Here is a 26147-nt window from a genome sequence, read left to right on the forward strand (position 1 = left end):
TGTGGACGAGAAACAACGTTACGACGACGGCATGCAAGTGCGTCGCGCGGTGCTGGGCGATGCCCATGTCGATCGCAGCCTGACCACGCTGACCGAGTTCAACTCGGAGTTTCAGGAAATGATCACCCGGCATGCGTGGGGCGATATCTGGACGCGACCGGGCTTGCCACGTCATACGCGCAGTCTGATCACCATCGCCATGCTGATCGGCATGAACCGCGAAGGCGAACTGAAACTGCACTTGCGCGCGGCGGCCAATAACGGCGTGAGCCGGGGTGAGATCAAGGAAGTGATCATGCAGAGCGCGATCTATTGCGGGATTCCGGCGGCGAATGCGACGTTTCATCTGGCCGAGTCGGTGTGGGATGAGCTGGGTGTTGAATCCAGGGATTGATGGTGCCTGAGCTGACGTCTTCGCGAGCAGGCTCGCTCCCACATTTGGAATGCGTTCCCCTGTAGGAGTGAGCCTGCTCGCGATAGCGATAGTGGCCGCGACAAATCAGACGGTGGCAACGATGAATATCCGCTTGAACGCAAACAACGTATGCCCGTCCGCCTCCTGCGGATAATGCTTATGCACCCGCATCAGGTAGTGATAGATAAACCGCGTCTGTTCCGCTGAATCCAGCGCCTGCATCACCGGCCGCAGCGCCGAGACCTTCACCCAGTCATAAATTGGCGATTTGCCGTCAACCACCTGCAACTGCTCGGTCTCCCAGATATCCAGCGACGTGGTCATGGGCGCGAGCAAACGGTAGTAATCCTCCAGCGCCAACAACGGCCGCGCGGCCATGCGCTGGCGCAGTTCAGGTGTGCCCATCGGCGTGCCATCGGGGCCGCCATTTTCGAGAGTGTCGAGCATCAGCCGATACCACAGCGCATCGCGCCAGTCCGGCATGTGCGCCGCCAGACAGCCGCCGGGATTCAGATAACCGAGCAGGTGCAGCAACAGCGTTTCATGGCCCTCGATAAAGTGCAGCACGGCGGCGGCGAGCAGTAGATCTGCCGGTTGCTCCGGTTGCCAATCGAGCAGATCGCAGTGTTTCCACGATGCCCTGAGCGGCAGACAGCGCGCTTCTGCGAGCATCTGTGCCGAGCTGTCGATCCCCTGCAACTGCGCGCGCGGCCAGCGTTTGGCCAACAACTGCGTGGCAATGCCGGTGCCGCAGCCCAGGTCGTAAATGCGTTGAGGATTTGGCAGGTCAACACGGTCGAGCAATTCATTGACCGGGCGTTGCCTGAGACGGGAAAACTGCTGGTACGCCTTGGCGTCCCAGTCGGGTGTTGCAAGACGAGAGATCATTGAGGTGGTCCTCCGGTGATCGTTGGTGTCTTCCGATGACAACCTGGCTCCCAGCTTGAGGACCGACTACGACGACGGAAGCGGAAAGGTGAAGCACCTGAGTCCTTCAGGTTTTGTCGCTTTATCTGTCGGCCGGCAAAGTGCCACTTCTCCTGACCAGTGGCGCAGATTCAAATGTAGGAGTGAGCCTGCTCGCGATAGCAGTGTGTCAGTCACCTTAAATGTCACTGACACACCGCTATCGCGAGCAGGCTCACTCCTACAGTTTGAAAGCGGTGTTTAGAGGAGGCTGATCGGGTAGCTAACGATGAGGCGGTTCTCGTCGAACTCGTTATTGCTGAAATCCCGGCGCATGGTCGAGTTGCGCCATCTGACGTTCAGATCCTTCAGCGCGCCGCTCTGCACGGTGTAGCCCAGTTCCGATTCGCGGCCCCACTCCTTGCCGTCGGTGATGGTCCCGGTGTGCACGTTGTCGCCGCTGATGTAGCGGTTCATCAGCGTCAGGCCGGGCACGCCCATGGCGGCGAAGTTGTAGTCGTGACGCAACTGCCATGAGCGTTCCTGCGCGTTGTCGTAGCTGGCGTTGTAGCTGTCGTTGGCCAACGTGCCGCCGCTGGTGCCGTTGACGCGCATCCACGCGCTGTCGCCGGTGAGTTTCTGCAGGCCGACGTAGAAGGTGTTGCCGCCGTACTTCGCCGAGAACATCCCCGACCAGGTTTTGTTGTCGAGATCGCCGGCACGGGCGCTGCCATCGTCCTTGCCGTAGAAGAAGCCGAGGTTGGCGCCCAGCGTCCAGTCGCCCAGCGGCTGGCTGTGGATCAGATTGACGTATTGCTGGCTGTAGATGTCCTTGAGTTCGGCGTTCCACAGGCCGATCTGTGTGCGTTTTTCGTTGAAAACGTATTCACCGCCCTGAAAGTTGAAGCGATCAGAGGTGAACGCCGCTTTGCCGGTCATCGACATGTCGCTCATGCTGCTGTCATCGCGCGGGCTATTGGCGCGGAACTGGCCGCCGTAGAGGGTCAGGCCGTCGATTTCTTTGGACGTGATCTGCCCGCCACGGAAGGTCTGTGGCAATGAGCGGCCATCGTCCGAACGCAGGATCGGCAGCACCGGCATCCACTCGCCGACCTTCACTTCGGTCTGCGAAAGCTTGGCTTTGAAAGCGACGTTGGTGCGGCCGAAGTTGTCCGCCGGACGACCGTCATGGTCCAGCGGCAACAACTGGGTGCCGCCCGTGCCTTTACCGCCATCAAGCTTTACCGAATACAGGCCCAGTACGTCCATGCCGAAGCCGACGGTGCCTTGGGTGAAGCCGGACTTGGCGTCGAGGATAAAGCTCTGCGTCCACTCTTCAGCCTTGCCCTGAGCCTTGGTCGGGTTGGTGAAGTTACGGTTGATGTAGAAGTTGCGCAGGTTGAGGTTGACCTTGGCGCCCTCGATGAAGCCGGCTTCTTCAGCCGCTGCGGGCAGCGCCGCGCCGGCCAGGGCCAGGGCGATCAGGCCGGGAATTGCGTAAGGCGCAGGGGAGGTTGTCATGGGCTCGGGTCTCTCTTGTTTTTTTCAGGCGAACAGGTGCGCTGACACCGGTTTTCGGGGTGCAGACATGAAAAGTGTTCAGAGGTGAAACGACGGCAATCAGCCGGACGGGGCAGGGCGCGGGAGCATGGTGTCGAACCTGTTGTTATTGGTTTTGTGGAGCGAATGGTGCGGGGGGCGGATGTTCGGATTCAATTGGGTAAAGCGGGTTTTGGGCGATTATCGAACGCAAGATTCAGTTGGGTTTTATGGTGTCTGTGAGGGCCTCTTCGCGAGCAAGCTCGCTCCCACATTTGGAATGCGTTCCCCTGTGGGAGCGAGCTTGCTCGCGAAGGGGCCAGCCCAGACAACACACCTTTCTGCCAGGCAACAAAAAGCCCACCAATCGGTGGGCTCCTTGTATTCAGCCGATGATCAGAACAACTTCATCTTCGGTGCTTCTTCTTTCAGCGGTTCGTTCTGCGCGGTTTGCGCATTCCAGCCACCGCCCAAGGCCTTGTACAGGTTGACCGCACTGGTCAACTGCGCGAGGCGGTCGGTGATCAGCGCTTGTTGCGCGCTGAACAGCTGACGCTGGGCATCGAGGAACGTCAGGTTGCTGTCGACGCCGATGCGGTAGCGACGTTCGGCCAGGCGGTAGTAATCCTGGTTGGCCGCGACGAAGTCACGCTGCGCTTGCAGCTGCTCGGTGTAGGTCTGGCGGGCGGCGAGGCCGTCGGCGACTTCCTGGAAGGCCGTTTGAATGGACTTCTCGTAGTTCGCCACGCCAATGTCCTTCTGGATCTTGGCGTAGTCGAGGCTGGCGCGCAGGCTGCCGGCGTTGAAGATCGGCAGGTTGATCTGCGGCTGGAACAACCACGTCCCCGAACCACCCTTGAACAGGCCGGACAGGTCCGGACTCAGGCTGCCCGCGTTGGCGGTCAGGCTGATGCTCGGGAAGAACGCGGCACGGGCCGCGCCAATGTTGGCGTTGGCCGCTTTCAGGTTGTACTCGGCTTGCAGAATGTCCGGACGACGTTGCAGCAGATCCGAAGGCAGACCGGCCGGGACGTCGCTGAGCAGGTCATCGGACAGCGGTTTGGCCGTTTGCAGATTGGCCGGGATACCAGTGCCGAGCAGCAGGGTCAGACTGTTTTCGTCCTGCGCGACCTGGCGGGTGTAACGCGCCAGTTGTGCACGAGCGTTCTCGACCGAGGTGCGCGACTGGGCCAGGTCCAGTGCCGAAGCCACACCGACTTCGTTGCTGCGGCTGGTCAGCTTGTAGCTTTCTTCAAAGGCACCGAGGGTGTCCTGGGTCAGCTTGAGCAGTTCCTTGTCCGCTTGCCAGGTCAGGTAAGCATTGGCGACGCTGGCGACCAGACTGATCTGGGTGCTGCGGCGTGCTTCTTCAGTGGCGAAGTATTGTTGCAGCGCTTGTTCGCTCAGGCTGCGAACGCGACCGAACAGGTCGAGTTCGTAGGCGCTGATGCCGACAGTGGCGGAGTAGGAGCTGGTGATGCTCGACTCGCCGGTTTGCGAGGCACGGGCCGGAACACGCTGACGGCTGCCGCTGGCATTGGCCGATACCGCCGGGAACAGATCGGCACGCTGGATGCGGTATTGAGCCGCGTAAGCGTCGATGTTCAGCGCCGCGACACGCAGGTCGCGGTTGTTTTCCAGGGAGACCTGGATCAGCTGTTGCAGCGCCGGGTCATGGAAAAACTGCTTCCAGCCTTGCTCGGCAGCGGCTTGCGCCGGTGCCTGGGCCGGCGAATAGGCCGGCCCCTGCGGGTACTGACCTGCGACCGGAGCCTCAGGCTGCTGATAATCAGGTATCAGCGAGCAACCGCTCAGCACGAAGGCGGCGACTGCGATGGAGAGTAGCGACTTGCTCATTGGCCAGCCTCTTTAGGAGTTTCTTTAGTGTCATCCGGATCGGCGATTTTACGCTGGCCCATGGACGAAACCGTAACGAAGAACAGGGGTACCCAGAAAATCGCGAGTACGGTGGCGGTGATCATACCGCCAATTACCACGGTGCCAATGGCGTGCTGGCTGCCTGAGCCGGCGCCTGTGGAAATTGCCAGAGGCACTACGCCGAGGATGAACGCCAGGGACGTCATGATGATCGGACGCAGACGCATGCGGCAAGCTTCGATGGCGGCGTCGCGCAGACTGGCGCCCTGTTCATGCAATTCCTTGGCGAACTCGACGATCAGAATGGCGTTTTTCGCTGCCAGACCGATGGTCGTCAACAGCCCCACCAGGAAGTACACGTCGTTGGACAGCCCGCGCAGACTGGTCGCCAGCAAGGCACCGATGATCCCCAGCGGAACCACGAGCACCACGGCAATCGGAATCGACCAGCTCTCATACAGAGCCGCCAGACACAGAAATACCATCAGCAGCGACAGCGCAAACAATGCCGGCGCCTGCGAACCCGCCAGACGTTCTTCATAGGACAGCCCCGTCCAGGAGATGCCTACGCCTTTCGGCAGTTTTGCGGCAATGGCTTCGACCTCGGCCATGGCTTCACCCGTGGAGTAACCTGGAGCCGGGGCCCCGAGGATTTCCACCGCTTCCACACCGTTGTAGCGCGAGAGCTTCGGCGAACCGTAGATCCATTCGCCCTTGGCGAATGCCGAGAACGGAACCATGGTGCCGGTGGCGTTGCGTACGTACCACTTCTTCAAGTCTTCCGGTTTCATGCGCGAATCCGGCTGGCCTTGCACGTACACCTTCTTCACCCGACCACGGTCGATGAAGTCGTTGACGTAGCTACTGCCCAAAGCAATCGACAAGGTGTTGTTGATGTCGCTGATGGTAACGCCCAGGGCGCTGGCCTTCTCGTCATCGATTTCGAGCTGGAATTGCGGCTCGTCATTCAGACCGTTCGGACGTACCTGCGACAACACTTTGCTTTGCGCCGCCATGCCGAGGAACTGGTTGCGTGCCTCCATCAGTTTTTCATGACCGATACCGGCGCGGTCCTGCAGGAACACGTCGAACCCCGTGGCGTTACCCAACTCCAGCACTGCCGGCGGGGCGAAGGCGAACACCATCGCGTCGCGGAAGGTAAAGAAGTGCTGCTGGGCGCGAGCCGCCAGCTTGAACACGCTGTTGTCGGCGTTACGCTCATCCCATGGCTTGAGCATGATGAATGCCATACCCGAGCTCTGACCACGGCCGGCGAAGTTGAAACCGGTCACGGTGAACACCGAGGCGACGGTGTCACCTTCACCGCCATCCTTGGTCGGACGCAGCAGGTATTCACGCATTTCATCCACGACTACCTGGGTGCGCTGGGCGCTGGAACCAGCCGGGGTCTGCACTTGAGCGAACAGTACGCCCTGGTCTTCTTCCGGCAGGAAGGAGGAGGGGATGCGCATGAACAACCAGATCATGCCGATCAGAATCAGCGCGTAGGCCAGCAGGTAAGGCACCTTCTGGCGCAGGATATTGCCGACGCCGCGCTCGTAGCTTTTGACACTGCGATCGAAGTTGCGGTTGAACCAGCCGAAGAAGCCTTTCTTCGGAACGCCGTGCTCACCATGGGGAATAGGCTTGAGCATGGTCGCGCAAAGTGCCGGGGTGAAGATCAGCGCGACCAGCACCGACAGGGCCATGGCCGAGACGATGGTGATCGAGAACTGCTTGTAGATCACACCGGTCGAGCCACCGAAGAACGCCATTGGCAGCAGAACCGCCGACAGTACCAAGGCGATACCGACCAGTGCGCCCTGGATCTGGCCCATGGATTTCTTGGTCGCTTCCTTCGGAGACAGGCCCTCCTCAGCCATGACTCGCTCGACGTTTTCCACCACGACGATGGCATCGTCCACCAGCAAACCGATGGCCAGTACCATGCCGAACATGGTCAGGGTGTTGATGCTGAAACCGGCGGCGGCGAGGATGCCGAACGTACCGAGCAATACCACCGGCACGGTCATCGTGGTGATGACGGTGGCGCGGAAGTTCTGCAGGAACAGGAACATCACCAGGAACACCAGCGCGATCGCTTCGACCAGCGTGTGAACCACACCTTTGATCGACTCGGTCACTACGGGGGTCGTGTCGTACGGGAACACCACTTCCATGCCAGGCGGGAAGAACGGCTTGAGGCTGTCGATAGTGGTGCGCAAGGCTTTGGCAGTATCGAGGGCGTTGGCGCCGTTGGCCAGTTTCACTGCCAGACCGGATGCCGGGCTGCCGTTGAACTGGGCACTGATGGCGTAGTTTTCGCCACCCAGGCCAACATCAGCCACGTCTTTGAGGCGAACCTGCGAACCGTCCTTGTTGACCTTGAGCAGGATTTCCTTGAACTGCTCGGCTGTCTGCAGACGGGTCTTGCCGATGATCGTCGCGTTCAGCTGCTGGCCCTGTACGGCCGGCAAGCCGCCGAGCTGGCCGGACGAGACCTGGACGTTCTGCGCCGCGATGGCAGTCTTCACGTCGATCGGGGTCAGGTTGAAGTTGTTCAGCTTGGCCGGGTCGAGCCAGATGCGCATCGCATACTGGGCACCGAAAACCTGGAAGTCACCGACGCCAGCAGTCCGCGAAATCGGATCCTGCATGTTCGACACGATGTAGTTGGACAAGTCGTCCTTGGTCATGCTGCCGTCACGCGAGACCACGCCGATGACCAACAGGAAGTTTTTCACTGCCTTGGTCACGCGGATACCTTGTTGCTGCACTTCCTGCGGCAACAGCGGGGTGGCGAGGTTCAGCTTGTTCTGAACCTGCACCTGCGCGGTGTCGGAGTTGGTGCCTTGCTCGAAGGTCGCGGTGATGGTCATGCTGCCGTCGGAGTTACTTTCCGAGGACACATAACGCAAGTTGTCGATACCGTTGAGCTGTTGCTCGATCACCTGGACCACGGTGTCCTGCACGGTTTGCGCCGAAGCGCCCGGGTAGGTCACGGAGATCGCAATGGCCGGTGGCGCAATGCTTGGGTACTGGTTGATCGGCAATTTCAGGATCGAAAGTGCCCCGACCAGCATGATCACCAGGGCAATTACCCAGGCGAAAATCGGACGGTCGATGAAGAATTTTGACATGGATTACTCCCCTTTGCCGCCGGCGGCTTTGTCAGCTGCCTGAGCGGGGGCCGGGTTCTTGGTGCCGACGTTGGTCGCTTCGGTCGGTTTGACCTCGACGCCCGGTTTGACGAATTGCAGCCCTTCGGTGATCAGGCGATCGCCGGACTTCAAGCCGTCTTCGATCAGCCATTGGCTGCCGACGGTGCGGCTGGCCTTCAACTGACGCAACTCGACTTTGTTGTCCGGGCCGACGACCAGTGCGGTCGGCGTGCCTTTGAGGTCACGGGTCACGCCTTGCTGCGGGGCGAGGATCGCGGCGCTGTTGACACCGGCCTGCAGCTGCGCGTGGACGAACATGCCTGGCAACAGGGTGTGATCCGGGTTCGGGAACACGGCGCGCAGGGTTACCGAACCGGTGGTCTGGTCGACCGACACTTCGGAGAATTCCAGCTTACCGTCGAGCTTGTATTGGCTGCCGTCTTCCAGAGTCAGCTTGACTGCGGCGGCGTTGTCACCAGCTTTCTGCAGACGACCGCTTTCCAGTTCGCGGCGCAGCTCCAGCAGTTCCACCGAGGACTGGGTGACATCAACGTAGATCGGGTCCAGTTGCTGGATCACGGCCATGGCGTCGGTTTGACCATTGCTCACCAAGGCACCTTCGGTCACCGAAGAACGGCCGATACGACCGGAGATCGGCGCGTACACCTTGGTGTAACGCACGTTGATCTGCGCGCTCTGCAGCGACGCTTCCGATTCCATGCGGTTGGACACGGCGGTGTCGTATTCCTGGCGGCTCACGGCCTGCTCATCGACCAGTTGCTTGTAGCGGTCAGAGATCGACTTGGTCGAACGCAGGTTGGCTTCGGCGCTTTTCAGGGTCGCTTCATAGACCGACGGATCGATCTGATACAGCTGCTGGCCGGCTTTGACATCGCCGCCTTCCTTGAACAGACGCTTGAGAATGATGCCGTTGACCTGCGGTCGAACTTCCGCGATGCGGTACGCACTGGTGCGGCCCGGCAGTTCGGAGGTGAGGGTAAACGCTTGTGGTTGCAGGGTGACGACGCCGACCTGAGGCGGTGGAGCGGCCGGTGCCGCTTCTTCCTTTTTACATCCGCTGAGCAGCGATGCCAGGGCGACGGCAGTGACCAGAGCGGTAACAGCTGGCTTGAATTGCATGAAGATCCTCGGGTCAGGCGCGCGAAAAGCGCACAAGAAGTGTGGAAGGGTAAAAATTGGGTACCGGGTGGATAAGTAGCTTGCTAAGGAATATACTTACGTTCATGGTTGTTTGTAAACACCTTTGCCACGTACCCACCCTGTTACAAAACTCGTCGCAAGGTTTGAAATTGTAGGCCGGGGAGCAGATCCGTGAGAGATCGCCCCCTCTTTATTCAGCGGATATTCAGCCATCCCTGAAACATCCTGTTTGAGGTTTTACTGTCATGGTCCGTCGTACCAAAGAGGAAGCTCAAGAAACCCGTAGCCAGATCCTGGAAGCGGCGGAGAAAGCCTTTTATGAAAGGGGCGTCGCTCGTACGACGCTGGCCGATATCGCGACAATGGCCGGGGTCACACGCGGTGCTATTTACTGGCATTTCAGTAACAAGGCCGATCTGGTCCAGGCCATGCTGGATTCGCTGCGTGAGCCGCTGGATGAATTGGCCAGGGCCAGCGAAAGTGAAGATGAACTCGATCCGTTGGGCTGCATGCGCCAACTGCTGATTCATTTGTTTCATCAAGTTGCGCTGGACCCGAAAACCCGGCGGATCAACGAAATTCTGTTTCATAAGTGCGAGTTCACCGATGAAATGTGCGATTTGCGCCAGCAGCGCCGGGACGTCAGTCTCGATTGCAACGAGCGCATCGCTCTGACGTTGCGTAATGCGGTCAATCGCGGCCAGTTGCCGGAAGATCTCGACACCGCCCGCGCGGCCATCAGTATTCACAGCTATATCGATGGCCTTCTGTATGGATGGCTTCTGGCGCCGGACAGCTTTGAGCTGCATGCCGAGGCCGAGCGTTGGGTCGATACAGGGTTGGATATGCTGCGCCTGAGCCCCAGCCTGCGCAAATGAAACAAAATGCGTAATTGACACCGCTTATGTCAATTGGCCTGCCTTTAAATAGCTTCGCAGCGGGGGAGTTTAAACGTAGCGAGCTAGGCATTTTGTAGGGAATTTGTGTCTTCTGTGTGAATGAGTGTGAGCCGCTTGCCCTCACCCTAACCCTCTCCCAGAGGTAGAGGGGACTGACCGAGGGGTTCTTTCGAGATACGCCGACCTGAGATATCCCGCCGAACTCAGGTTTCGAACATCCCCCAATCGGCTCCCTCTCCCTCGGGAGAGGGCTGGGCGGGCGGCGTTCCGATGAGGGGCTACATACTCAGCCGCACAATCACTTTCCAGGCGAACACAAAAAAGCCCCCAACTCTCACAAGTCGGGGGCTTTCGCGTTTCTGGGTGATGCCTTACAGCGCCGGATAGTCGATATAACCGACCGGCCCTTTAGCGTAAAACAACTCCGGACGCGCATCATTCAACGGCGCATCCGCCTTCAAACGAGCCGGCAGATCCGGGTTGGCAATGAACGGCACACCAAATGCCACGGCATCAGCCTTGCCGCTGGCCAGCCATTCATTGGCGCTGTCCTTGGTGAATTTTTCGTTGGCAATGTACGGGCCGCCGAACGCTTCTTTCAATTGCGGGCCGAGGCTGTCGGCGCCTTCTTTCTCACGGGAGCAGATGAACGCGATGCCGCGCTTGCCCAGTTCACGTGCGACGTAGGTGAAGGTTTCCGCCAGGTTGTCATCGCCCATGTCATGGGAGTCAGCGCGCGGTGCCAAGTGCACACCAACGCGACCAGCGCCCCAGACTTCGATCGCCGCATCTGTCACTTCCAGCAGCAGACGTGCACGGTTTTCCAGTGAGCCACCGTAGTTGTCGGTGCGCTGGTTGGTGCTGCTTTGCAGGAACTGGTCGAGCAGGTAACCGTTGGCGCCGTGGATTTCCACGCCGTCGAAACCGGCGGCTTTGGCGTTCTCGGCACCGGTGCGGTAAGCGTCGACGATGTCGGCGATTTCAGCGGTTTCCAGTGCACGCGGGGTTGGGTAGTCGGCCAGTGGGCGCACCAGGCTGACGTGACCTTTAGGCTGGATCGCGCTCGGTGCCACCGGCGCTTCACCGTTGAGGTACGACTCGTGGGAGATACGGCCCACGTGCCACAGCTGCAGGAATATCTTGCCGCCAGCAGCGTGAATCGCTTTGGTCACGTTGGCCCATCCACGCACTTGATCGTTGGACCAGATGCCCGGGGTGTCCGGGTAGCCGACGCCCATTGGCGTTACCGAAGTGGCTTCGCTGAGGATCAGGCCAGCGGACGCGCGTTGTACGTAGTATTCAGCCATCAGCGCGTTCGGTACGCGGCCTTCGTCGGCGCGGCAGCGGGTCAGTGGGGCCATGATGATGCGGTTGGCCAGCTCGACGTCGCCGAGTTTGATCGGATCAAAAATAGTTGCCATGTCTACAACCCTCGTAAGTGAAAGTTAATCAGTTGGTAGCAGGGGCCAGATCGGCATTGCCGTTCTGACGGAAAGTAATCAGGGTCACCAGCAAGGCGAGCACTGCCAGTGCGGCGGCTGCGAGCGGCACACTGGTCAGGCCGTAGCCGTGGGCGATGACGCTGCCGCCGACCCAGGCGCCGAGGGCGTTGCCGACGTTGAAGGCGCCGATGTTCAGGGTCGAAACCAGGTTCGGTGCGGCTTTGCCGAAGGTCACCACGTTGACTTGCAGCGCCGGCACGGCGGCGAAACACGCGGTAGCCCAGAGGAACAAGGTGATTTCAGTCGGGATCAGCGCAACGCTGGTCCAGGTCAGCACGGTGGAAACCACGGCCATGGCGATGAACACGCCGATCAGCGTGGCGGCCATGCCCTTGTCGGCGAGTTTGCCGCCGATAATGTTGCCGACGGTCAGGCCCAGGCCAATCAGCATCAGCGTCCAGGTCACGCCACGCGGCGACACGCCGGTGACCTCGCCGAGCAGCGGGGCGACGTAGGTGAATAGAGTGAATACGGACGCGGCGAACAGCGCGGTCATGCTCAGCGACAGCCAGATACCCGCACCTTTGAGGGCAGCGAGTTCGGCGCGCATGTCGAGTTTTTCTTCGTCACGCTTGGCCGGCAGGAAGCGGATCAAGCCGATCAGTGCGATCACGCCGATGACGGTCACCGCCCAGAAGGTCGAGCGCCAGCCGTATTGCTGACCCAGCGCAGTGCCCAGCGGCACACCGAGGACGTTGGCCAGGGTCAGACCGGTGAACATCAAGGCCACGGCTGAAGCGCGTTTGTTGGCTGGCACCAGATTGGCCGCTACCACCGAACCGATACCGAAGAAGGCACCGTGGCACAGCGCGGTGATCACCCGAGCGAACATCAGCACGTTGTAATCGCTGGCAATCGCACACAGCAGGTTGCCGACAATAAAAATGCCCATCAACGCCACCAGTGCTGCTTTTCGCGGCAGTTTGGCGGTGGCCATGGCCATGAACGGCGCACCGATGGCCACGCCGAGGGCGTAACCGGTCACCAGCCAACCGGCGCCGGGGATCGACACACCGAGGTCGGCCGCCACATTGGGCAGCAGGCCCATGATGACGAATTCGGTTGTGCCGATGGCGAAGGCGCTCAAGGCGAGGATGAGTAGCGAGAGGGGCATGCAGGTTTCCTTGTCGGCTGGCTGACGTTAAGGGTCAGAGCTCTTTACTGAGGGTGCTGAGGAACGCCTGGATCACGTCCTCGTTACGTTTGAAAAAGTGCCATTGACCGGCCTTCTGGCTGCTGATCAGGCCGGCGCGTTGCAACGTTGCGAGGTGTGCCGAAACAGTCGACTGCGACAGGCCGCAGCGCTGATCGATCTGCCCGGCGCAAATGCCGTACTCGTGGTTGTGCAACTGTTCCGGAAATTCGTTCTTCGGGTCTTTCAGCCAGTTGAGGATGTCTCGCCGTACTGGGTGCGCCAGGGCTTTTATTATTTCGTCGAGGTCGAGGTTCATGGCAGGGTGCTCACAATGTGTACAACGCTATATCGCGATGTGGCGAAATATAAATCGTTAGATCGCGATACACCAATATGATTTTGATCTGACGTCAGCATAAATTGGTATATCGCGTTATAACGATACGATGGTGTATGGATTGCGGGTCGCAGTGCTAAGCTGCGCCCATGAACTATCTCGCACATTTACACCTCGGTGGCCAGCGCCCCGGGCAACTGCTCGGCAGTCTGTATGGCGATTTCGTCAAAGGTCGGCTGCAAGGGCAGTTTGCGCCGGAGGTGGAAGCGGCCATTCAACTGCATCGGCGGATTGACGTGTTCACCGACCGCCATCCGCTGGTGGACATCGCGCTAGGGCGGTTTTCCGACACGCGTCGGCGTTACGCCGGGATCGTGCTTGATGTGTTTTTCGATCATTGCCTGGCGCGGGACTGGTCGCAGTATGCCGATCAGCCGCTGGAGCACTTCACCGCTGACGTGTATCGGGTGCTGTCCGGTGAACCGCAATTGCCCGAACGGCTGGCGAAGATCGCCCCGCACATGGTTGCCAATGACTGGTTGGGCTCGTATCAGGAATTTGAAGTGCTGGAGCAGGTGTTGCGCGGGATCTCGCGGCGGCTGACCCGGCCGGAAGAGCTGGCGGGGGCGATGCAGGAGTTGCGGCGGTTGTATGAGCCGCTCAGTGAAGACTTCCGCTTGTTCTACCCGCAACTCCAGGACTTCGCACAAAACCCGTCAATGACATAAAACCAATGTGGGAGCGAGCTTGCTCGCGAAGGCGGCGTGTCATTCAGCATCTATATTGGCTGAGACTCCGCTTTCGCGAGCAGGCTCGCTCCCACAGGGGAATGTATTTCAGGCGGCAATCAATTCGCCTGCACGACGCGGTTCGGCCGGTTTCGCCACCTCACCAAACAACGCCTTCTGCACTGCCTGCTGCGCTTCAAACGCCAATGCCGCCCGTTCACGACCCTGGCAGGCAAGCGGCTTGAGCAGATGCACTTCGACATCGCCGCAATCATTGCTGAACAGACGCATCAGGTGCGAGAGCAGATCATCGTCACCAATGAACGGCGCCAGCGCATCGATCTCGCCATCACGCAGATAACGGATCGCCACCGGTTGCAGCATCACCTCGGAATCAATCGCCGCCGCCAGCAAGCGACCATGAAAGGTACGCAGCGAGCGCCCATCGGTGGTGGTGCCTTCCGGGAACATCAGCAGGGCGTGGTCTGTTTGCAGGTGACGGGTCATCTGCTTGCGGATCAACTGGCTGTCGCCCGAACCGCGACGGATGAACAGGCTGCCAGCCTTCGCCGCGAGCCAACCGGCCACCGGCCAGGTGCGCACTTCGGCCTTGGACAGAAACGACAGCGGCGTGAGCATGCCGAGCAGCGGAATGTCGGTCCACGACACATGATTGCTGACCCACAGCATCGGCTGTTTCGGCAGCTCACCGTGAACCGTCACGCGAAAGGGCAGGGCATTGCTCAGACGCGCCATGAAGAAGCGCGACCAGCGCTGACGCCGTTCCATCGAATGCGCCAGACCAATCCGTTCAAATACGCCAAAGACAGTGGCCATGGTCAACCCCAGCGCCACCACCAGCAGCACCCGCGCGATCCGCGCGTACACGCGCAGCCGGCTCATCACACGGCCGCCTTGAAGTGCTTGGCGTAGCGCGGGCAGAGTTCGTCGCGCTTGAGCAGGATGAACACGTCGGCGACCTGGAAGTCTTCGTCCCAGCACGGCTCACCGCAGATCTTCGCGCCCAGGCGCATATAGGCCTTGAGCAGCGGCGGCATTTCGGCGATCACGTTGGAAGGAATATCCAGCGTCGGCAGCGGATTTTTCGGCTCGGCGCGCAGGTGTTCGGTGCACAGATAACGTTCGCGCAGGCGCTGCATGATCGCGTGGGCCTGAATGCCGCCGTCTTGCATCGGAATGCTCGCGCAACCCATCAAGTAGCTGTAGCCGCCCTGATTCAACACTTCGGCCAACTCGCCCCACAACACCGCAATGGTGCCGCCGTTGCGGTACGCCGGGTCGACGCAGGTGCGACCGATTTCGAGGATCGGGCCTTGTAGATGCGTCAGGCCGTGCAGGCTGAATTCTTCTTCGCTGTAGAACTTGCCGAGGCTGCTGGCGGCGGTGTGATCGAGCAGACGCGTGGTCGCCACCAGGCGCCCGGTGTTCAAGTCACGCACGCCGATGTGGCTGCAGTGAACATCATAATCATCCATGTCCAGACCCAGTTCCGCGCCTTTCAGTTTGGCGTTGAACTCGCCGCTGAAGACGTTGAAGCGCAAGGCCTGGGCTTGCTGCAAGGCCTCGGCGCCGATCAGGCGTTCGGCTTGCAGGCGGCGTTCATTGCCGGTGTCGCTGATGCGGGCGATCTGAGTCATGTGAATCTCCGTACGGGCCTTTAACCCGTCGTGGGTTGCAGCCGATCGACTTTCTTTATGCAGCCGTGTTGTGCAAAGTCAGGCTATGTAGCCCCGGTGTCATCGCCATGAACGTTCGGTGATGCTTATATGACAGCCCACAAGGAGCCTCTTATGCCCTGGCCAGATCTGCTGCACCGCCGTGACCGATTGCCCGCCGTTGCTGACCTGGCCGAGGGTTTTGCGACGTTGTTGCAGCAACTGGGCAACGTCACCCCATTCGAATTGGCGGTCGCGGGCGGGCGGCGGATGGCGACGCCGGGGCTGGCGTTTCTGGTCGGTTATCAGGCGGCATTGCGCATGTTGTGGCCGAGTGCACCGCTGAGCCTCGGTGCGTTGTGTGCGACCGAACAGCGCAGTTTGCGTCCGGCGGACATGCAGACACGGCTGACGGATTTGCGTCTGAGCGGACGCAAGGATTTTGTCACCGCCGGCGATGCGGCGGACTGGTTGCTGATCGCCGCGCGCAGTGAAGAATCCGGCGAAACGCCGCGCCTGAGTCTGGCGGTGGTGTATCCCGGCGAACCCGGCGTGACCGTGGAGAAGCTGCCGGCGCTGCCGTTGATGCCTGACATCAGCCATGGTCGGCTGCAGCTTGATAACGCGTTGTGCGAGTTGTTGGCCGGCGATGGTTGGGACGCTTACGTCAAACCGTTCCGCACCCTGGAGGACGTCTATGTGCTGAGCGCGATGACCGCGTGGCTGTTTGGCGTCGGCCAGGACAGTGACTGGCCGCAGGCGCTGCAATTGCGCTTGCTGGCGCTGTTGGCCGGGTGTGCGGAGGCGAGTCGGCAACCGCCGAACAATCCCGCCGGGCATGTGTTGTTGGGCGGGTTGTTTGCGCAGTTTGAAGCGTTGGAGGGGGAGGTGAGTCAGGCGTTGACTTACGGGCCGGCAGAATGGGCGCAGATGTGGCAACGCGATCAAGGCGTGATGCAGTTGGCCTCCGGCGCTCGGGCAAAGCGTCTGGCCAAGGCTTTGGCTGCGGGCTGAAGGGCCTCATCGCGAGCAGGCTCACTCCTACAGTTGATCGAGTTTCGTCAGTTGAAATGCGATCCCCTGTAGGAGTGAGCCTGCTCGCGATAGCAATCTAAATAACACCGCATACTTGTCATCAACCCCAACTAGTCTCACCAGGTTCATTCCCAGAGCCCTCATCATGTACAAAGGCCTGTCGCTGTTTCTGCTGCTGATCAGCTTCTCCGTCCACGCCGAACAATGGCCCGCTGAACAATGGTCAACCGGCCCGAAGGTCACCGGTCCGGCCGTCGAGGCGCTGGAGAATTACGCCTTCCCACCCCGCGATGACAACACCCGCCAAGGCATCCGCACCGACGCACTGCTGATCATCCGCGACGGCCAGATCATCTACGAACGCTACGCCGGCCCGACCACCGAACAAACCCCGCACCTGACCTGGTCGATCAGCAAAAGCCTGATGGCCACCGTCCTCGGTGTGGCGTACGGCGAAGGCCTGTTCAAACTCCAAGACCCGGCCGTGCAGTTTTACCCGCCGCTGGAACAACACCCGGCCATCAAAATCGCCGATCTGCTGCACTGGGCCTCCGGTATCGACTGGCAGGAAGACTACGAATACGCGCCACTGAAATCCTCGGTGGTGGCGATGCTCTACACCCGGGGCCAGCGCGACATGGCCGCGTTCACCGCCGATCACGATGCTTACGCCGAACCGGGGCAGGCCTTCCGTTATTCCAGCGGCGACAGCAACCTGCTCGCGGCGGCGTTGAAAAATATCGTCGGCCCGCAGCGTTATCCGGATTATCCGTGGACGGCGTTGTTCGAACCGTTGGGCATCCGCCACGCCGTGTGGGAGACCGATGCCAACGGCACGTTTGTCGCTTCCTCTTATGCCTACCTGACCGCGCGGGATCTGGCGCGGGTCGGTTTGCTGATGGCTCGTGACGGGCGCTGGCATGATAGGCAGTTATTGCCCAAGGAGTGGGTGGCGTTCAGCCGCACTCCCTTCGCCAGTTACAAAGCCCATCAGGACGAAGCTGTGCCCGGCGGCCAATGGTGGCTCAATCGTCCAGCCGATGGCGCTGAATCGCCATGGCCCGCTGCACCGCCCGACACGTTTGCCGCCCTCGGGCATTGGGGCCAGGCACTCTACGTGATCCCCAGTGAAAAACTGCTGATCGTGCGTTACGCCGATGACCGCGACGGCAGCTACAGCCATAACGAACTGCTCAAACACGTGCTGAAGGCGGTGCGGCCATGAAGCGCTTATTCCTGTTAATGCTGGTCCTGCTGCTCGGCTGGATCGTCTACGAGCGCGAAAACCTGTGGGCCTTCCCCGACATCATCAGCGCCTACACCGCCAAGGAATACTGTTCCTGTCGTTACGTGATGAACAATGATGCAGAGTACTGCCGTGGCTATGTAAAACAATGGCTGCCGACCAGCGCATTCACCGATGACAGCACCAACAAAACCATCACGGTCAGCGGCATGGGCCGCAGCAACCGCGCCCAGTGGCAAAGCGAACGGCAAGGCTGTCGCCTGAATCCCTGAAAACACCCGATGGTTTTTTGTGGGAGCGAGCCTGCTCGCGAATGCAATAGCAGGCGCACCTTCTCTGTTGAGGCAGATGACGTCTTCGCGAGCAGGCTCGCTCCCACCGGGTGTGATCTTCAGTTTGCAATAACGGTCTGGGCGGTTAAGGTTCGTGCAGGTTTATCGGCCCTACGAGTGTTCAATGTTCAACCGCTCTCTCTGTGCAACCCTGTCCAGTCTGCTGCTCGCCAGCGTCGCATTGCCGGCGCAGGCCAATTGGTATCTGGACGGCGAGTCGTCGCGGCTGTCGTTTGTCAGCACGAAAAACACCCATATTTCCGAAGTGCAGCGCTTTCTGGTGCTGCACGGCAAGGTCGACCCCAACGGTCGCGCCGAAGTCGAAGTCGAGATGGATTCGATCAACAGCGGCATCCCGCTGCGCGATGAGCGCATGCGCAAGGAGCTGTTCCAGATCGCGCAATTCCCCGAAGCGACCATCACCACCCAGATCGACCTGCGTCCGATCAACGATCTGGCCCCCGGTGCGCAGCTGGAATTGCGTCTGCCGCTGACCGTCAACCTGCACGGCAAGCAACACGAATACCCGGCTGAGCTGCTGGCGACGCGCCTCGATGACCGGCGTTTTCAAGTGGTCACCCTGGAGCCGCTGGTGATCAACGCCGAGGATTTCGATCTCGTGCCGGGGCTGGAAAGCCTGCGCAAACTTGCCGACCTGTCGGCCATCAGTCTGTCGGTACCGGTGGGTGCGGTGCTGATTTTCACGGCGCGCTGACATGCGCGGCGCGGTGTTTCCGTGGCGCGATGGCAACCGGTTCGAACTGTTGATCGATGGCCCGCAATTCTTTCCGCGCATGCTTGAGCAGATTGCTGGCGCGCAGGAGCAGATCGAACTGGAGTTGTATCTGGTCGAGGCTGGCGCTTGCGCCGAAACCATCGTGCAAGCGCTGGTGCTGGCCGCCGAGCGTGGCGTGCGCGTGCGTTGCCTGTTCGATGATTACGGCAGCCTCGCCTTTACGCTCAACCTGCGCCAGCGCCTGACGCACGCCGGCGTTGAACTGCGTTTCTACAATCGGCTGAACTGGCGGCGCTGGGTCGGCAATTTCTATCGTGATCATCGCAAGTTGCTGCTGGTCGATCAGCGTCTGGCGGTGGTTGGCGGCACCGGTGTCACCGATGAGTTCTGGACGCCGGGCCATGACACCAGCGAATGGCACGAAGTGATGGTCGAGATCAGCGGCCCGCTGGTGATCGACTGGCAATTGCTGTTTGATCGTCAGTGGATCGCCAATCGCTATCGCCGCGCCTGGCGTCCGGCCGCGCATTTCGGCTTGCCGCGATTACCACGGGTGCCGGACAAGGGCGAGGGCATGGGCCGAGTGGCGTATGCCGACGCCCGCCAGCATCGCGACATTTTGCAATCGCTGTTCCGCGCTTTGAACAGTGGGCAAAAACGCATCTGGATGGCCACACCGTACTTCCTGCCGACCTGGAAAATCCGCCGCTCCCTGCGCAAGGCTGCGGCGCGAGGTGTCGACGTACGCTTGCTGCTGACCGGGCCGCGCACCGATCACCCGTCAGTGCGTTACGCCGGGCATCGCTACTACCCGCGACTGCTCAAGGCCGGGGTGCAGATCTTCGAATACCAGCCGTGCTTCCTGCATTTGAAAATGGTGCTGGTGGATGATTGGGTGAGCATTGGCTCGTGCAATTTCGATCACTGGAACCTGCGTTTCAACCTGGAGGCGAATCTGGAGGCGCTGGATCCGTCATTGACGGCAGCGGTAGAGGCGAGTTTCGTGAAGGACTTCGGGCTGAGTCAGCAGGTGAGTCTGGAGGAATGGCAGCGCCGGCCGTTGTGGCGGCGGGTGAAGCAGCGGGTTTGGGGCTGGGTGGATCGGGTGGTGGTCAACATTCTCGATCGCCGCGGATAAACCCGATTTTGAATACACCCTAAATCCAATGTGGGAGCGAGCCTGCTCGCGAAAGCGGTGTGTCAGTCAGCAATTGTTTATCTGAATGACCGCTTTCGCGAGCAGGCTCGCTCCCACAGGGGTTTTGCGGTGTTGTTGCGGTTACAGCAATTCAAAGCTCTGCTGCGTGACGTCCTGGGAGTCCAGGCCGATCTGCACGTTGAACTTGCCAGGCTCCGCCGCGTACTTGAGCTGGGCGTTGTAGAACTTCAGGTCATCCTCGCTGATGGTGAAGTGCACGACTTTCTGTTCGCCGGCCTTGAGCATGATTTTCTGGAAGTTCTTCAGTTCTTTCACCGGGCGGATCATCGAGCCGGTGACGTCCTGAATGTACAACTGCACCACGGTTTCGCCGTCACGCTTGCCGGTGTTCTTGACCATGACGCTGGCGTCGAGTTTGCCGGTGGCGTTCAGGGTGGTCGACGACAGCGCCATGTCGCTGAGGGCGAATTGGGTGTAGCTCAGGCCATAACCGAACGGGAACAGCGGCCCGGTCGTGTCATCGAAATACTGCGAGGTGTAGTTGCCCGGTTTGCCCGGCGTGAACGGCCGGCCAATGCTCAGGTGGTTGTAGTAGGTCGGGATCTGGCCCACGGAGCGCGGGAAGGTCACCGGCAGTTTGCCCGACGGGTTGTAGTCGCCGAACAGCACGTCGGCGATGGCGTTGCCGCCCTCGGTGCCGCTGAACCAGGTTTCCAGAATCGCGTCAGCCGACTGGTTCTCTTCGAGAAGGGTCAGTGGGCGGCCGTTCATCAGCACCAGCACCAGCGGTTTGCCGGTGGCTTTCAGCGCGCGGATCAGCTCGCGCTGGTTTTCCGGGATGTTCAGGTCGGTACGGCTGGAGGATTCGTGGGACATGCCACGGGACTCACCCACCGCAGCCACGATCACGTCAGCGTCCTTGGCGGCTTTTACCGCTTCGTCGATCAGCACGTTGGCCGGGCGCGGGTCATCGACCACTTCCGGCGCATCGAAGTTGAGGAAGTTCAGGTAGTCGAGCACCTTCTTGTCGCTGGTGATGTTGGCGCCACGGGCGTAGATCAGGTTCGCCTTGTCGCCGATCACCGAACTCATGCCGTCGAACAGGGTCACCGATTGCGCCGGTTTACCTGCTGCGGCCCAACTGCCCATCATGTCGATCGGCGCTTTGGCCAACGGGCCGACCAGCATGACTTTTGCGTCTTTCTTCAGCGGCAGGGTTTCGTTCTGGTTCTTCAGCAGCACCAGACTGCGACGCGCCACTTCACGGGCCTCGGCACGGTGCAGACGGCTTTCGGCGTAGGTGTCGGCCGGATCGTCCTCAGCCTTGCCGATGCGCAGGTACGGGTCCTTGAACAGGCCCATGTCGTACTTGGCCGCGAGCACTTCACGCACGGCGTTGTCGATGTCTTTCTGTTCGATCTCGCCGGACTTGAGCAGCCCCGGCAGTTCTTTGCCGTACAGGGTGTCGTTCATGCTCATGTCGATACCGGCCTTGATCGCCAGCTTCGCCGCTTCACGACCGTCGCGGGCGACGCCGTGCTTGATCAGTTCGAAGATTGCGCCGTGGTCGCTAACCGCCAAGCCCTTGAAGCCCCAGTCTTTGCGCAGCAGATCATTCATCAGCCAGGTGTTGGCCGTGGCCGGAATGCCGTTGATCGAGTTCAACGCGACCATCACACCGCCGGCGCCGGCATCAATCGCGGCGCGGTACGGCGGCAGGTAATCCTGGTACATCTTCACCGGGCTCATGTCGACGGTGTTGTAGTCGCGACCGCCCTCGACCGCGCCGTACAGGGCGAAGTGCTTGACGCTGGCCATGATGCTGTCGGCCGCGCTCGGGGTGGCGCCCTGATAGGCGCGCACCATGACGCCGGCAATGCGTGAAGTCAGGTAGGTGTCTTCACCGAAGCCTTCGGAGCTGCGGCCCCAGCGCGGGTCGCGAGAGATGTCGACCATCGGCGCGAAGGTGATGTCGAGACTGTCGGCGGCGGCTTCCTTGGCGGCAACGCGCCCGGCCTGACCGATGGCGTCCATGTCCCAGCTCGAAGCGAGGGCCAGTGGAATCGGGAAAATCGTACGGTGACCGTGGATCACGTCGTACGCGAAAAACATCGGAATCTTCAGGCGACTGCGCATGGCAGCATCCTGCATCGGCCGGTTTTCCGGACGGGTGATCGAGTTGAACGTGCCGCCGATGTTGCCGGCGGCGATTTCTTTACGGATCAGCTCTCGGGGCATTTCCGGGCCGATGCTGATCAGGCGCAACTGGCCGATCTTCTCGTCGAGGGTCATTTGCTTCATCAGGTTGCTGATGAACGCGTCCTTGTTTTCCAGGGGTACCGGGGTCGTGGCGGCCAATACTTGATGACTGGCCAGGCTGACGAACAGACCCAGCAAACACAGCTTCTTCATGAATAGTTTTCTCAAGGGCCCAAGCGGCAATGCAACGCCGGCCAGCCAAAATTTAGGGAGCGACTATTGTTGTTCGGGTACAGGCTCAAAGAAACAGAGCCAAAAAACGGCAGCCGACACTTGGCCGCATGATCACGCAGGGCACTTTTTAGCCCATTGCCCCGTCGTAATCCAGCGACGCGGCCGATTATGCCCCAAGAGCCCGCTGAGAATGTTTCGCGCTCGGTTTTTATAATGATATGTGCCAAGGAGCATCACTGCGATGAATGTAAGCCCAACCAATCGCTCGCGTTTGCAGGTCGCCACACTGCTGGTGCTGGCCACGCTGTTGACCGCGTGCGGCATCAACAATATCCCGACCCTCGACGAACAGGCCAAAGCTGCGTGGGGCCAGGTGCAGAACCAGTACCAGCGCCGCGCCGACCTGATCCCCAACCTGGTGGAAACGGTGAAGGGTTATGCCAAGCATGAAGAGGAAACCCTCACGGCAGTGATTGAAGCGCGGGCGAAAGCGACCTCGATTCAGGTCGACGCCAGCACCCTCGACAATCCCGAGAAACTTAAGCAATTCCAGCAGGCGCAGGATCAACTGACCGGTGCATTGAGCCGCTTGATGGTGGTTTCAGAGCGCTATCCGGATCTGAAGGCCAACCAGAACTTCCTCGCCCTGCAATCGCAACTTGAGGGCACGGAAAACCGCATTGCCGTGGCTCGCCGCGATTTCATTCTGGCGGTGCAGAAATACAACACCGAGATTCGCACCTTCCCCGGTCGCCTCTGGCACAGCGTGATGTACAGCGATCTGCCGATCCGCGAAACCTTCGAAGCCACCACGCCCGGCGCGGAAAAGGCCCCGGAAGTGAAATTCTGATTCGAGGTTGTCCATGCGTGTGTTGAAAATGGGCCTGGTGCTGATGCTGTGGCTGTTCGCCGTCAGCGCCCGGGCCGAGTTGATGTTCCCGGCGCTGAGCGGGCGGGTGGTGGACGAAGCGCAGATGCTCGAACCCTCGGTGCGCACGCAACTGACCCAGCAGTTGCAGGCCCACGAACAGGCGACCGGCGAGCAGTTGGTCGTGGTCACGCTGCCGGATCTGCAAGGCACGACCATCGAGGACTTTGGCGTTCAACTCGGGCGTCATTGGGCGATTGGTCAAAAGGACAAGAACAACGGCGCGCTGCTGATCGTTGCCCGTGACGAGCGCAAACTGCGCATCGAAGTCGGTTATGGCCTGGAGGATCGGCTCACCGATGCGCAGACTTCAGTGATCATCCATCAAGTCATCACGCCCGCGTTCAAGAGCGGCAATTTCAGCAAAGGCATCAGCGACGGCGTGGCGGCGATGCTGGTGGTACTGGGTGGCAATCCGCTCGATGAACCGTCGACGGTGTATGAATCCACCGGTGATCCGTCCGATGATTTCATCTCGCGGCATCCGGGATTGTTCGTGTTTTTGGTGATGTTGTTCATCCTGACGGTGTTTGTCTGCCAGATGCTCGGTATCCTGCCTGCCGGCCGGGGCGGCTCTGGAGGAGGGGGCGGCTTCGGCGGTGGTGGCGGATTTGGCGGCGGCGGTGGAGGTGGAGGCTTCAGCGGCGGCGGGGGCAGTTTCGGCGGCGGTGGTTCGTCCGGCGGCTGGTGATATCAGAAGAATAATGAGCAGGCACTTTTCAACATGGCACTACTGACCGAACACGAACAACGCAAAGTCGCCGAGGCGATTGCCCGGGTCGAGCGCGACACCGACGCCGAACTGGTGACGGTGCTGGCCGCGCGCGCTGATGACTACGCGTACATCCCGCTGTTGTGGGCAAGCCTGTTGGCACTGGTGGTGCCGGGCGTCGTGCACTACCTGACCGGCTGGCTGACCCTGCGCAGTCTGCTGTTGGTGCAGTGGGGCGCGTTTATCGTGCTGTGTCTGCTGTTTCGTTTGCCGAAAATCACCTCTCATTTGGTCCCGCGTCGCGTGCGCCACTGGCGCGCCTCGAATCTGGCGCGGCGGCAGTTTCTAGAGCAGAACCTGCACCACACCGTGGGCAGTACCGGCATGCTGATTTTTGTTTGCGAGGCGGAGCGCTATGTGGAGATTCTGGTGGATGAGGGGATTTCCAAGCGGCTGGATAACAAGCGTTGGGATGCGATTGTCGCGGCGTTTACCGAGCAGGTCAGGCAGGGGCGCACGCTGGAGGGATTTGTGACGTGTATCGAGGCGTGTGGGGAATTGCTGAAGGTGCATGTGCCGGTGACGCAGGTGAGGAATGAGTTGCCGAATCGGTTGGTGGTGTTGGCCTGATAGCCTAAAAGCCAAAGCCCCTCACCCCAGCCCTCTCCCGGAGGGAGAGGGGGCCGACCGAGGTGTCTTGCGCTCGACATCGACCTGAAAGACCGAGGCGATTATGGATTCAAAACAAATCTTTCAAACTTGAGTTCGACTCGGTATTTCAGGTCGGCGTAGCTCGAGAAAACACCTCGGTCAGTCCCCTCTACCTCTGGGAGAGGGCTAGGGTGAGGGCCGCTTTAACCAACCGTTCGGTAAATAAGAGCGTGTCCCCAACCCCCATCCCCCCTAAAATACCCGCCATTCCCGATTCCGCCCGTCCGAGGCCGCTTTTTCATGTCCGTTACTGCCCCGTCCATCAAGCCTGCGCCCGATCACCACGCCCAGTTCATCGAGCTGCTGCAAGCCAGCCTCGAACAGAACGGCTTCATCAAACTGGTGCTGGCCAAATACGTCGGCGAAGAAGTGGATCTGCAGCGAGTCATCATCAAACCGGTGACGGTCAAGGCGCAGCCGAATCTGTCGTTCGTCTATCGCTACAAAACCCGCGACATCACCAAGAATCTGCCCTTGGCTGACGGCGTGGCGGCGATTGCCGAGCTGTTGCCGGTCTCTTTCAAAAATGCGCATTTACTCGCAGTCACTGATGAAGCCCAGCTCGAATACAGCAAAAAGGGCAAGAGCTCGCTGTTCAAGAGCAAACCTCAGCAATTGCGCGAAGCACCGTCCGCTGAGCACAACCGCGAGAAAAATCGCTTCCTCGAGTTGAGCCGACCGTTCCTCAAGGATCTGGGCGTAACCAATGCGCAACATGAGCTGATCCCGGCGATGTCACGCAAGTGGAAGCAGATCAACAAGTTCATCGAAGTGTTCAGCCATGCCCTGACCTCCTCGCCGCTGGCGCTGGACAAACCGGTGCGGGTGGCAGATTTCGGTTCGGGCAAGGGCTATCTGACGTTCGCCATTCACGATTACCTGCGCAATACGCTCAAGGCTGAAGGCGAGGTCACCGGCGTCGAGTTGCGTGAGGAAATGGTCAACCTGTGCAACGCCGCTGCTGCGAAACTCGATCACCCGGGGCTGGTGTTCAAGTGCGGTGACGTGCGCAGCGTGGCGCCGAGCGAGCTGGACGTGATGATCGCCCTGCATGCCTGCGACATCGCTACCGATTACGCGATCCACACCGGCATCCGTTCCGGCGCGTCGATCATCATGTGCTCGCCGTGCTGCCACAAACAGATCCGCCTGCAGATCCAGAGCCCAGCGTTGCTCAAGCCGATGCTGCAATATGGTTTGCACCTGGGGCAGCAGGCGGAAATGGTCACCGACAGCTTGCGCGCGCTGTTCCTTGAAGCCTGCGGTTACGAGACCAAGGTGTTCGAGTTCATCTCGCTGGAACACACCAACAAGAACAAAATGATTCTGGCGGTGAAGCGCGCCGAACCGGTGGACCCGGCGCAGTTGTTGGTGAAAATTCAGGAGTTGAAGGCCTTCTACCACATCAGCGAACACTGCCTGGAAACCTTGCTGCGCGCGGATGGTTACCTGGCTTGACACTGACCCTGTGGGAGCGAGCCTGCTCGCGAAGGCGGACTGACATTCAACAATGATATT

At 60.2% G+C, this 26147-nt stretch carries 23 protein-coding genes; 12 read left to right on the plus strand and 11 right to left on the minus strand.

From position 1 onward, the window contains the following. Position 1: 1 nt before the first annotated feature. Entirely contained in the window at positions 2 to 394 is a 393-nt protein-coding gene (pcaC, locus tag HU754_RS07880; protein WP_007957838.1) for a 4-carboxymuconolactone decarboxylase, read from the plus strand. A 105-nt stretch (positions 395 to 499) separates the two neighbouring features. On the opposite strand, the gene HU754_RS07885 is transcribed toward pcaC, so the two are convergent. The 5 genes from HU754_RS07885 to emhA form a co-directional block, all read right to left on the minus strand. After that, positions 500 to 1303, minus strand: a complete 804-nt coding sequence (locus HU754_RS07885) for a methyltransferase domain-containing protein (RefSeq protein ID WP_186623719.1) — start codon at positions 1301 to 1303, stop codon at positions 500 to 502. A gap of 279 nt (positions 1304 to 1582) precedes the next feature. After that, positions 1583 to 2842 (minus strand): OprD family porin, encoded by a 1260-nt coding sequence (locus tag HU754_RS07890; RefSeq protein WP_186623720.1) that lies wholly within the window; start codon positions 2840 to 2842, stop codon positions 1583 to 1585. Between the two features lie 414 nt (positions 2843 to 3256). After that, positions 3257 to 4717, minus strand: a complete 1461-nt coding sequence (gene emhC / locus HU754_RS07895; RefSeq protein WP_093438633.1) for an efflux RND transporter outer membrane subunit EmhC — start codon at positions 4715 to 4717, stop codon at positions 3257 to 3259. Further along, positions 4714 to 7878, minus strand: a complete 3165-nt coding sequence (locus HU754_RS07900) for an efflux RND transporter permease subunit (RefSeq protein ID WP_186623722.1) — start codon at positions 7876 to 7878, stop codon at positions 4714 to 4716. The genes emhC and HU754_RS07900 overlap by 4 nt, the downstream gene beginning before the upstream one ends. Positions 7879 to 7881: 3 nt before the next feature. Further along, a complete protein-coding gene (gene emhA, locus HU754_RS07905) occupies positions 7882 to 9039 on the minus strand; it encodes an efflux RND transporter periplasmic adaptor subunit EmhA (RefSeq protein ID WP_186623728.1) in 1158 nt (385 codons plus the stop codon). Positions 9040 to 9305: 266 nt separating this feature from the next. Here emhA and emhR point away from each other — a divergent pair, with 266 nt between their 5' ends. Next, positions 9306 to 9938, plus strand: a complete 633-nt coding sequence (emhR, locus tag HU754_RS07910) for an efflux system transcriptional repressor EmhR (RefSeq protein WP_016982806.1) — start codon at positions 9306 to 9308, stop codon at positions 9936 to 9938. Positions 9939 to 10330: 392 nt separating this feature from the next. On the opposite strand, the gene HU754_RS07915 is transcribed toward emhR, so the two are convergent. The 3 genes from HU754_RS07915 to HU754_RS07925 are packed head-to-tail and all read right to left on the minus strand — an operon-like array spanning position 10331 to position 12912. Next, positions 10331 to 11380 carry an alkene reductase gene (locus tag HU754_RS07915; protein ID WP_186623729.1) on the minus strand — a complete coding sequence of 350 codons (1050 nt, stop codon included), beginning with the start codon at positions 11378 to 11380 and terminating at the stop codon, positions 10331 to 10333. Positions 11381 to 11408: 28 nt separating this feature from the next. Further along, positions 11409 to 12575 (minus strand): MFS transporter, encoded by a 1167-nt coding sequence (locus HU754_RS07920; RefSeq protein WP_007917078.1) that lies wholly within the window; start codon positions 12573 to 12575, stop codon positions 11409 to 11411. Positions 12576 to 12609: 34 nt separating this feature from the next. Next, positions 12610 to 12912 (minus strand): ArsR/SmtB family transcription factor, encoded by a 303-nt coding sequence (locus HU754_RS07925; protein ID WP_007917068.1) that lies wholly within the window; start codon positions 12910 to 12912, stop codon positions 12610 to 12612. Positions 12913 to 13082: 170 nt separating this feature from the next. On the opposite strand from HU754_RS07925, the gene HU754_RS07930 reads away from it, so the two are divergent. Beyond that, a complete protein-coding gene (locus HU754_RS07930; protein ID WP_186623731.1) occupies positions 13083 to 13661 on the plus strand; it encodes an acyl carrier protein phosphodiesterase in 579 nt (192 codons plus the stop codon). Positions 13662 to 13769: 108 nt separating this feature from the next. Here HU754_RS07930 and HU754_RS07935 read toward each other — a convergent pair whose 3' ends face one another. Both HU754_RS07935 and olsB read right to left on the minus strand, forming a co-directional pair. Further along, positions 13770 to 14564 (minus strand): lysophospholipid acyltransferase family protein, encoded by a 795-nt coding sequence (locus HU754_RS07935; RefSeq protein WP_095049164.1) that lies wholly within the window; start codon positions 14562 to 14564, stop codon positions 13770 to 13772. Further along, positions 14564 to 15319 (minus strand): L-ornithine N(alpha)-acyltransferase, encoded by a 756-nt coding sequence (gene olsB, locus HU754_RS07940; protein ID WP_093438600.1) that lies wholly within the window; start codon positions 15317 to 15319, stop codon positions 14564 to 14566. The genes HU754_RS07935 and olsB overlap by 1 nt, the downstream gene beginning before the upstream one ends. A 153-nt stretch (positions 15320 to 15472) precedes the next feature. Here olsB and HU754_RS07945 point away from each other — a divergent pair, with 153 nt between their 5' ends. The 5 genes from HU754_RS07945 to HU754_RS07965 all read left to right on the plus strand — a co-directional run bounded on the left by HU754_RS07945 (position 15473) and on the right by HU754_RS07965 (position 19824). Further along, positions 15473 to 16351, plus strand: coding sequence for an acyl-CoA dehydrogenase family protein (locus tag HU754_RS07945; protein WP_186623732.1), 879 nt, complete (start codon positions 15473 to 15475; stop codon positions 16349 to 16351). 166 nt (positions 16352 to 16517) lie between these two features. Continuing rightward, positions 16518 to 17597 carry a serine hydrolase domain-containing protein gene (locus HU754_RS07950; RefSeq protein ID WP_186623733.1) on the plus strand — a complete coding sequence of 360 codons (1080 nt, stop codon included), beginning with the start codon at positions 16518 to 16520 and terminating at the stop codon, positions 17595 to 17597. Then, positions 17594 to 17890 carry an amidase gene (locus HU754_RS07955; protein WP_186623734.1) on the plus strand — a complete coding sequence of 99 codons (297 nt, stop codon included), beginning with the start codon at positions 17594 to 17596 and terminating at the stop codon, positions 17888 to 17890. Before HU754_RS07950 ends, HU754_RS07955 begins: the two co-directional genes overlap by 4 nt. 184 nt (positions 17891 to 18074) lie before the next feature. Further along, a complete protein-coding gene (locus HU754_RS07960; RefSeq protein ID WP_186623737.1) occupies positions 18075 to 18665 on the plus strand; it encodes a YceI family protein in 591 nt (196 codons plus the stop codon). Position 18666: 1 nt separating this feature from the next. Continuing rightward, positions 18667 to 19824, plus strand: coding sequence for a phospholipase D-like domain-containing protein (locus tag HU754_RS07965; RefSeq protein WP_186623738.1), 1158 nt, complete (start codon positions 18667 to 18669; stop codon positions 19822 to 19824). Between the two features lie 141 nt (positions 19825 to 19965). On the opposite strand, the gene bglX is transcribed toward HU754_RS07965, so the two are convergent. Continuing rightward, a complete protein-coding gene (gene bglX, locus HU754_RS07970) occupies positions 19966 to 22257 on the minus strand; it encodes a beta-glucosidase BglX (RefSeq protein WP_186623739.1) in 2292 nt (763 codons plus the stop codon). A gap of 262 nt (positions 22258 to 22519) precedes the next feature. Here bglX and HU754_RS07975 point away from each other — a divergent pair, with 262 nt between their 5' ends. The 4 genes from HU754_RS07975 (at position 22520) to HU754_RS07990 (ending at position 26087) form a co-directional block, all read left to right on the plus strand. Next, the gene (locus tag HU754_RS07975; protein ID WP_093438567.1) at positions 22520 to 23128 is read left to right on the plus strand and encodes a LemA family protein; all 609 of its coding nucleotides are present in this window, start codon (positions 22520 to 22522) and stop codon (positions 23126 to 23128) included. 13 nt (positions 23129 to 23141) lie between these two features. After that, complete coding sequence (locus HU754_RS07980) at positions 23142 to 23897, plus strand: TPM domain-containing protein (protein WP_186623745.1); 756 nt, start codon at positions 23142 to 23144, stop codon at positions 23895 to 23897. Between the two features lie 33 nt (positions 23898 to 23930). Next, positions 23931 to 24548, plus strand: coding sequence for a TPM domain-containing protein (locus tag HU754_RS07985; protein WP_186623752.1), 618 nt, complete (start codon positions 23931 to 23933; stop codon positions 24546 to 24548). Positions 24549 to 24869: 321 nt separating this feature from the next. Next, complete coding sequence (locus HU754_RS07990; protein WP_186623753.1) at positions 24870 to 26087, plus strand: class I SAM-dependent methyltransferase; 1218 nt, start codon at positions 24870 to 24872, stop codon at positions 26085 to 26087. Positions 26088 to 26147 lie beyond the last annotated feature (60 nt).

This window comes from Pseudomonas zeae, assembly GCF_014268485.2.
In the GTDB taxonomy this organism is placed as follows: Bacteria; Pseudomonadota; Gammaproteobacteria; order Pseudomonadales; family Pseudomonadaceae; genus Aquipseudomonas; species Aquipseudomonas neuropathica.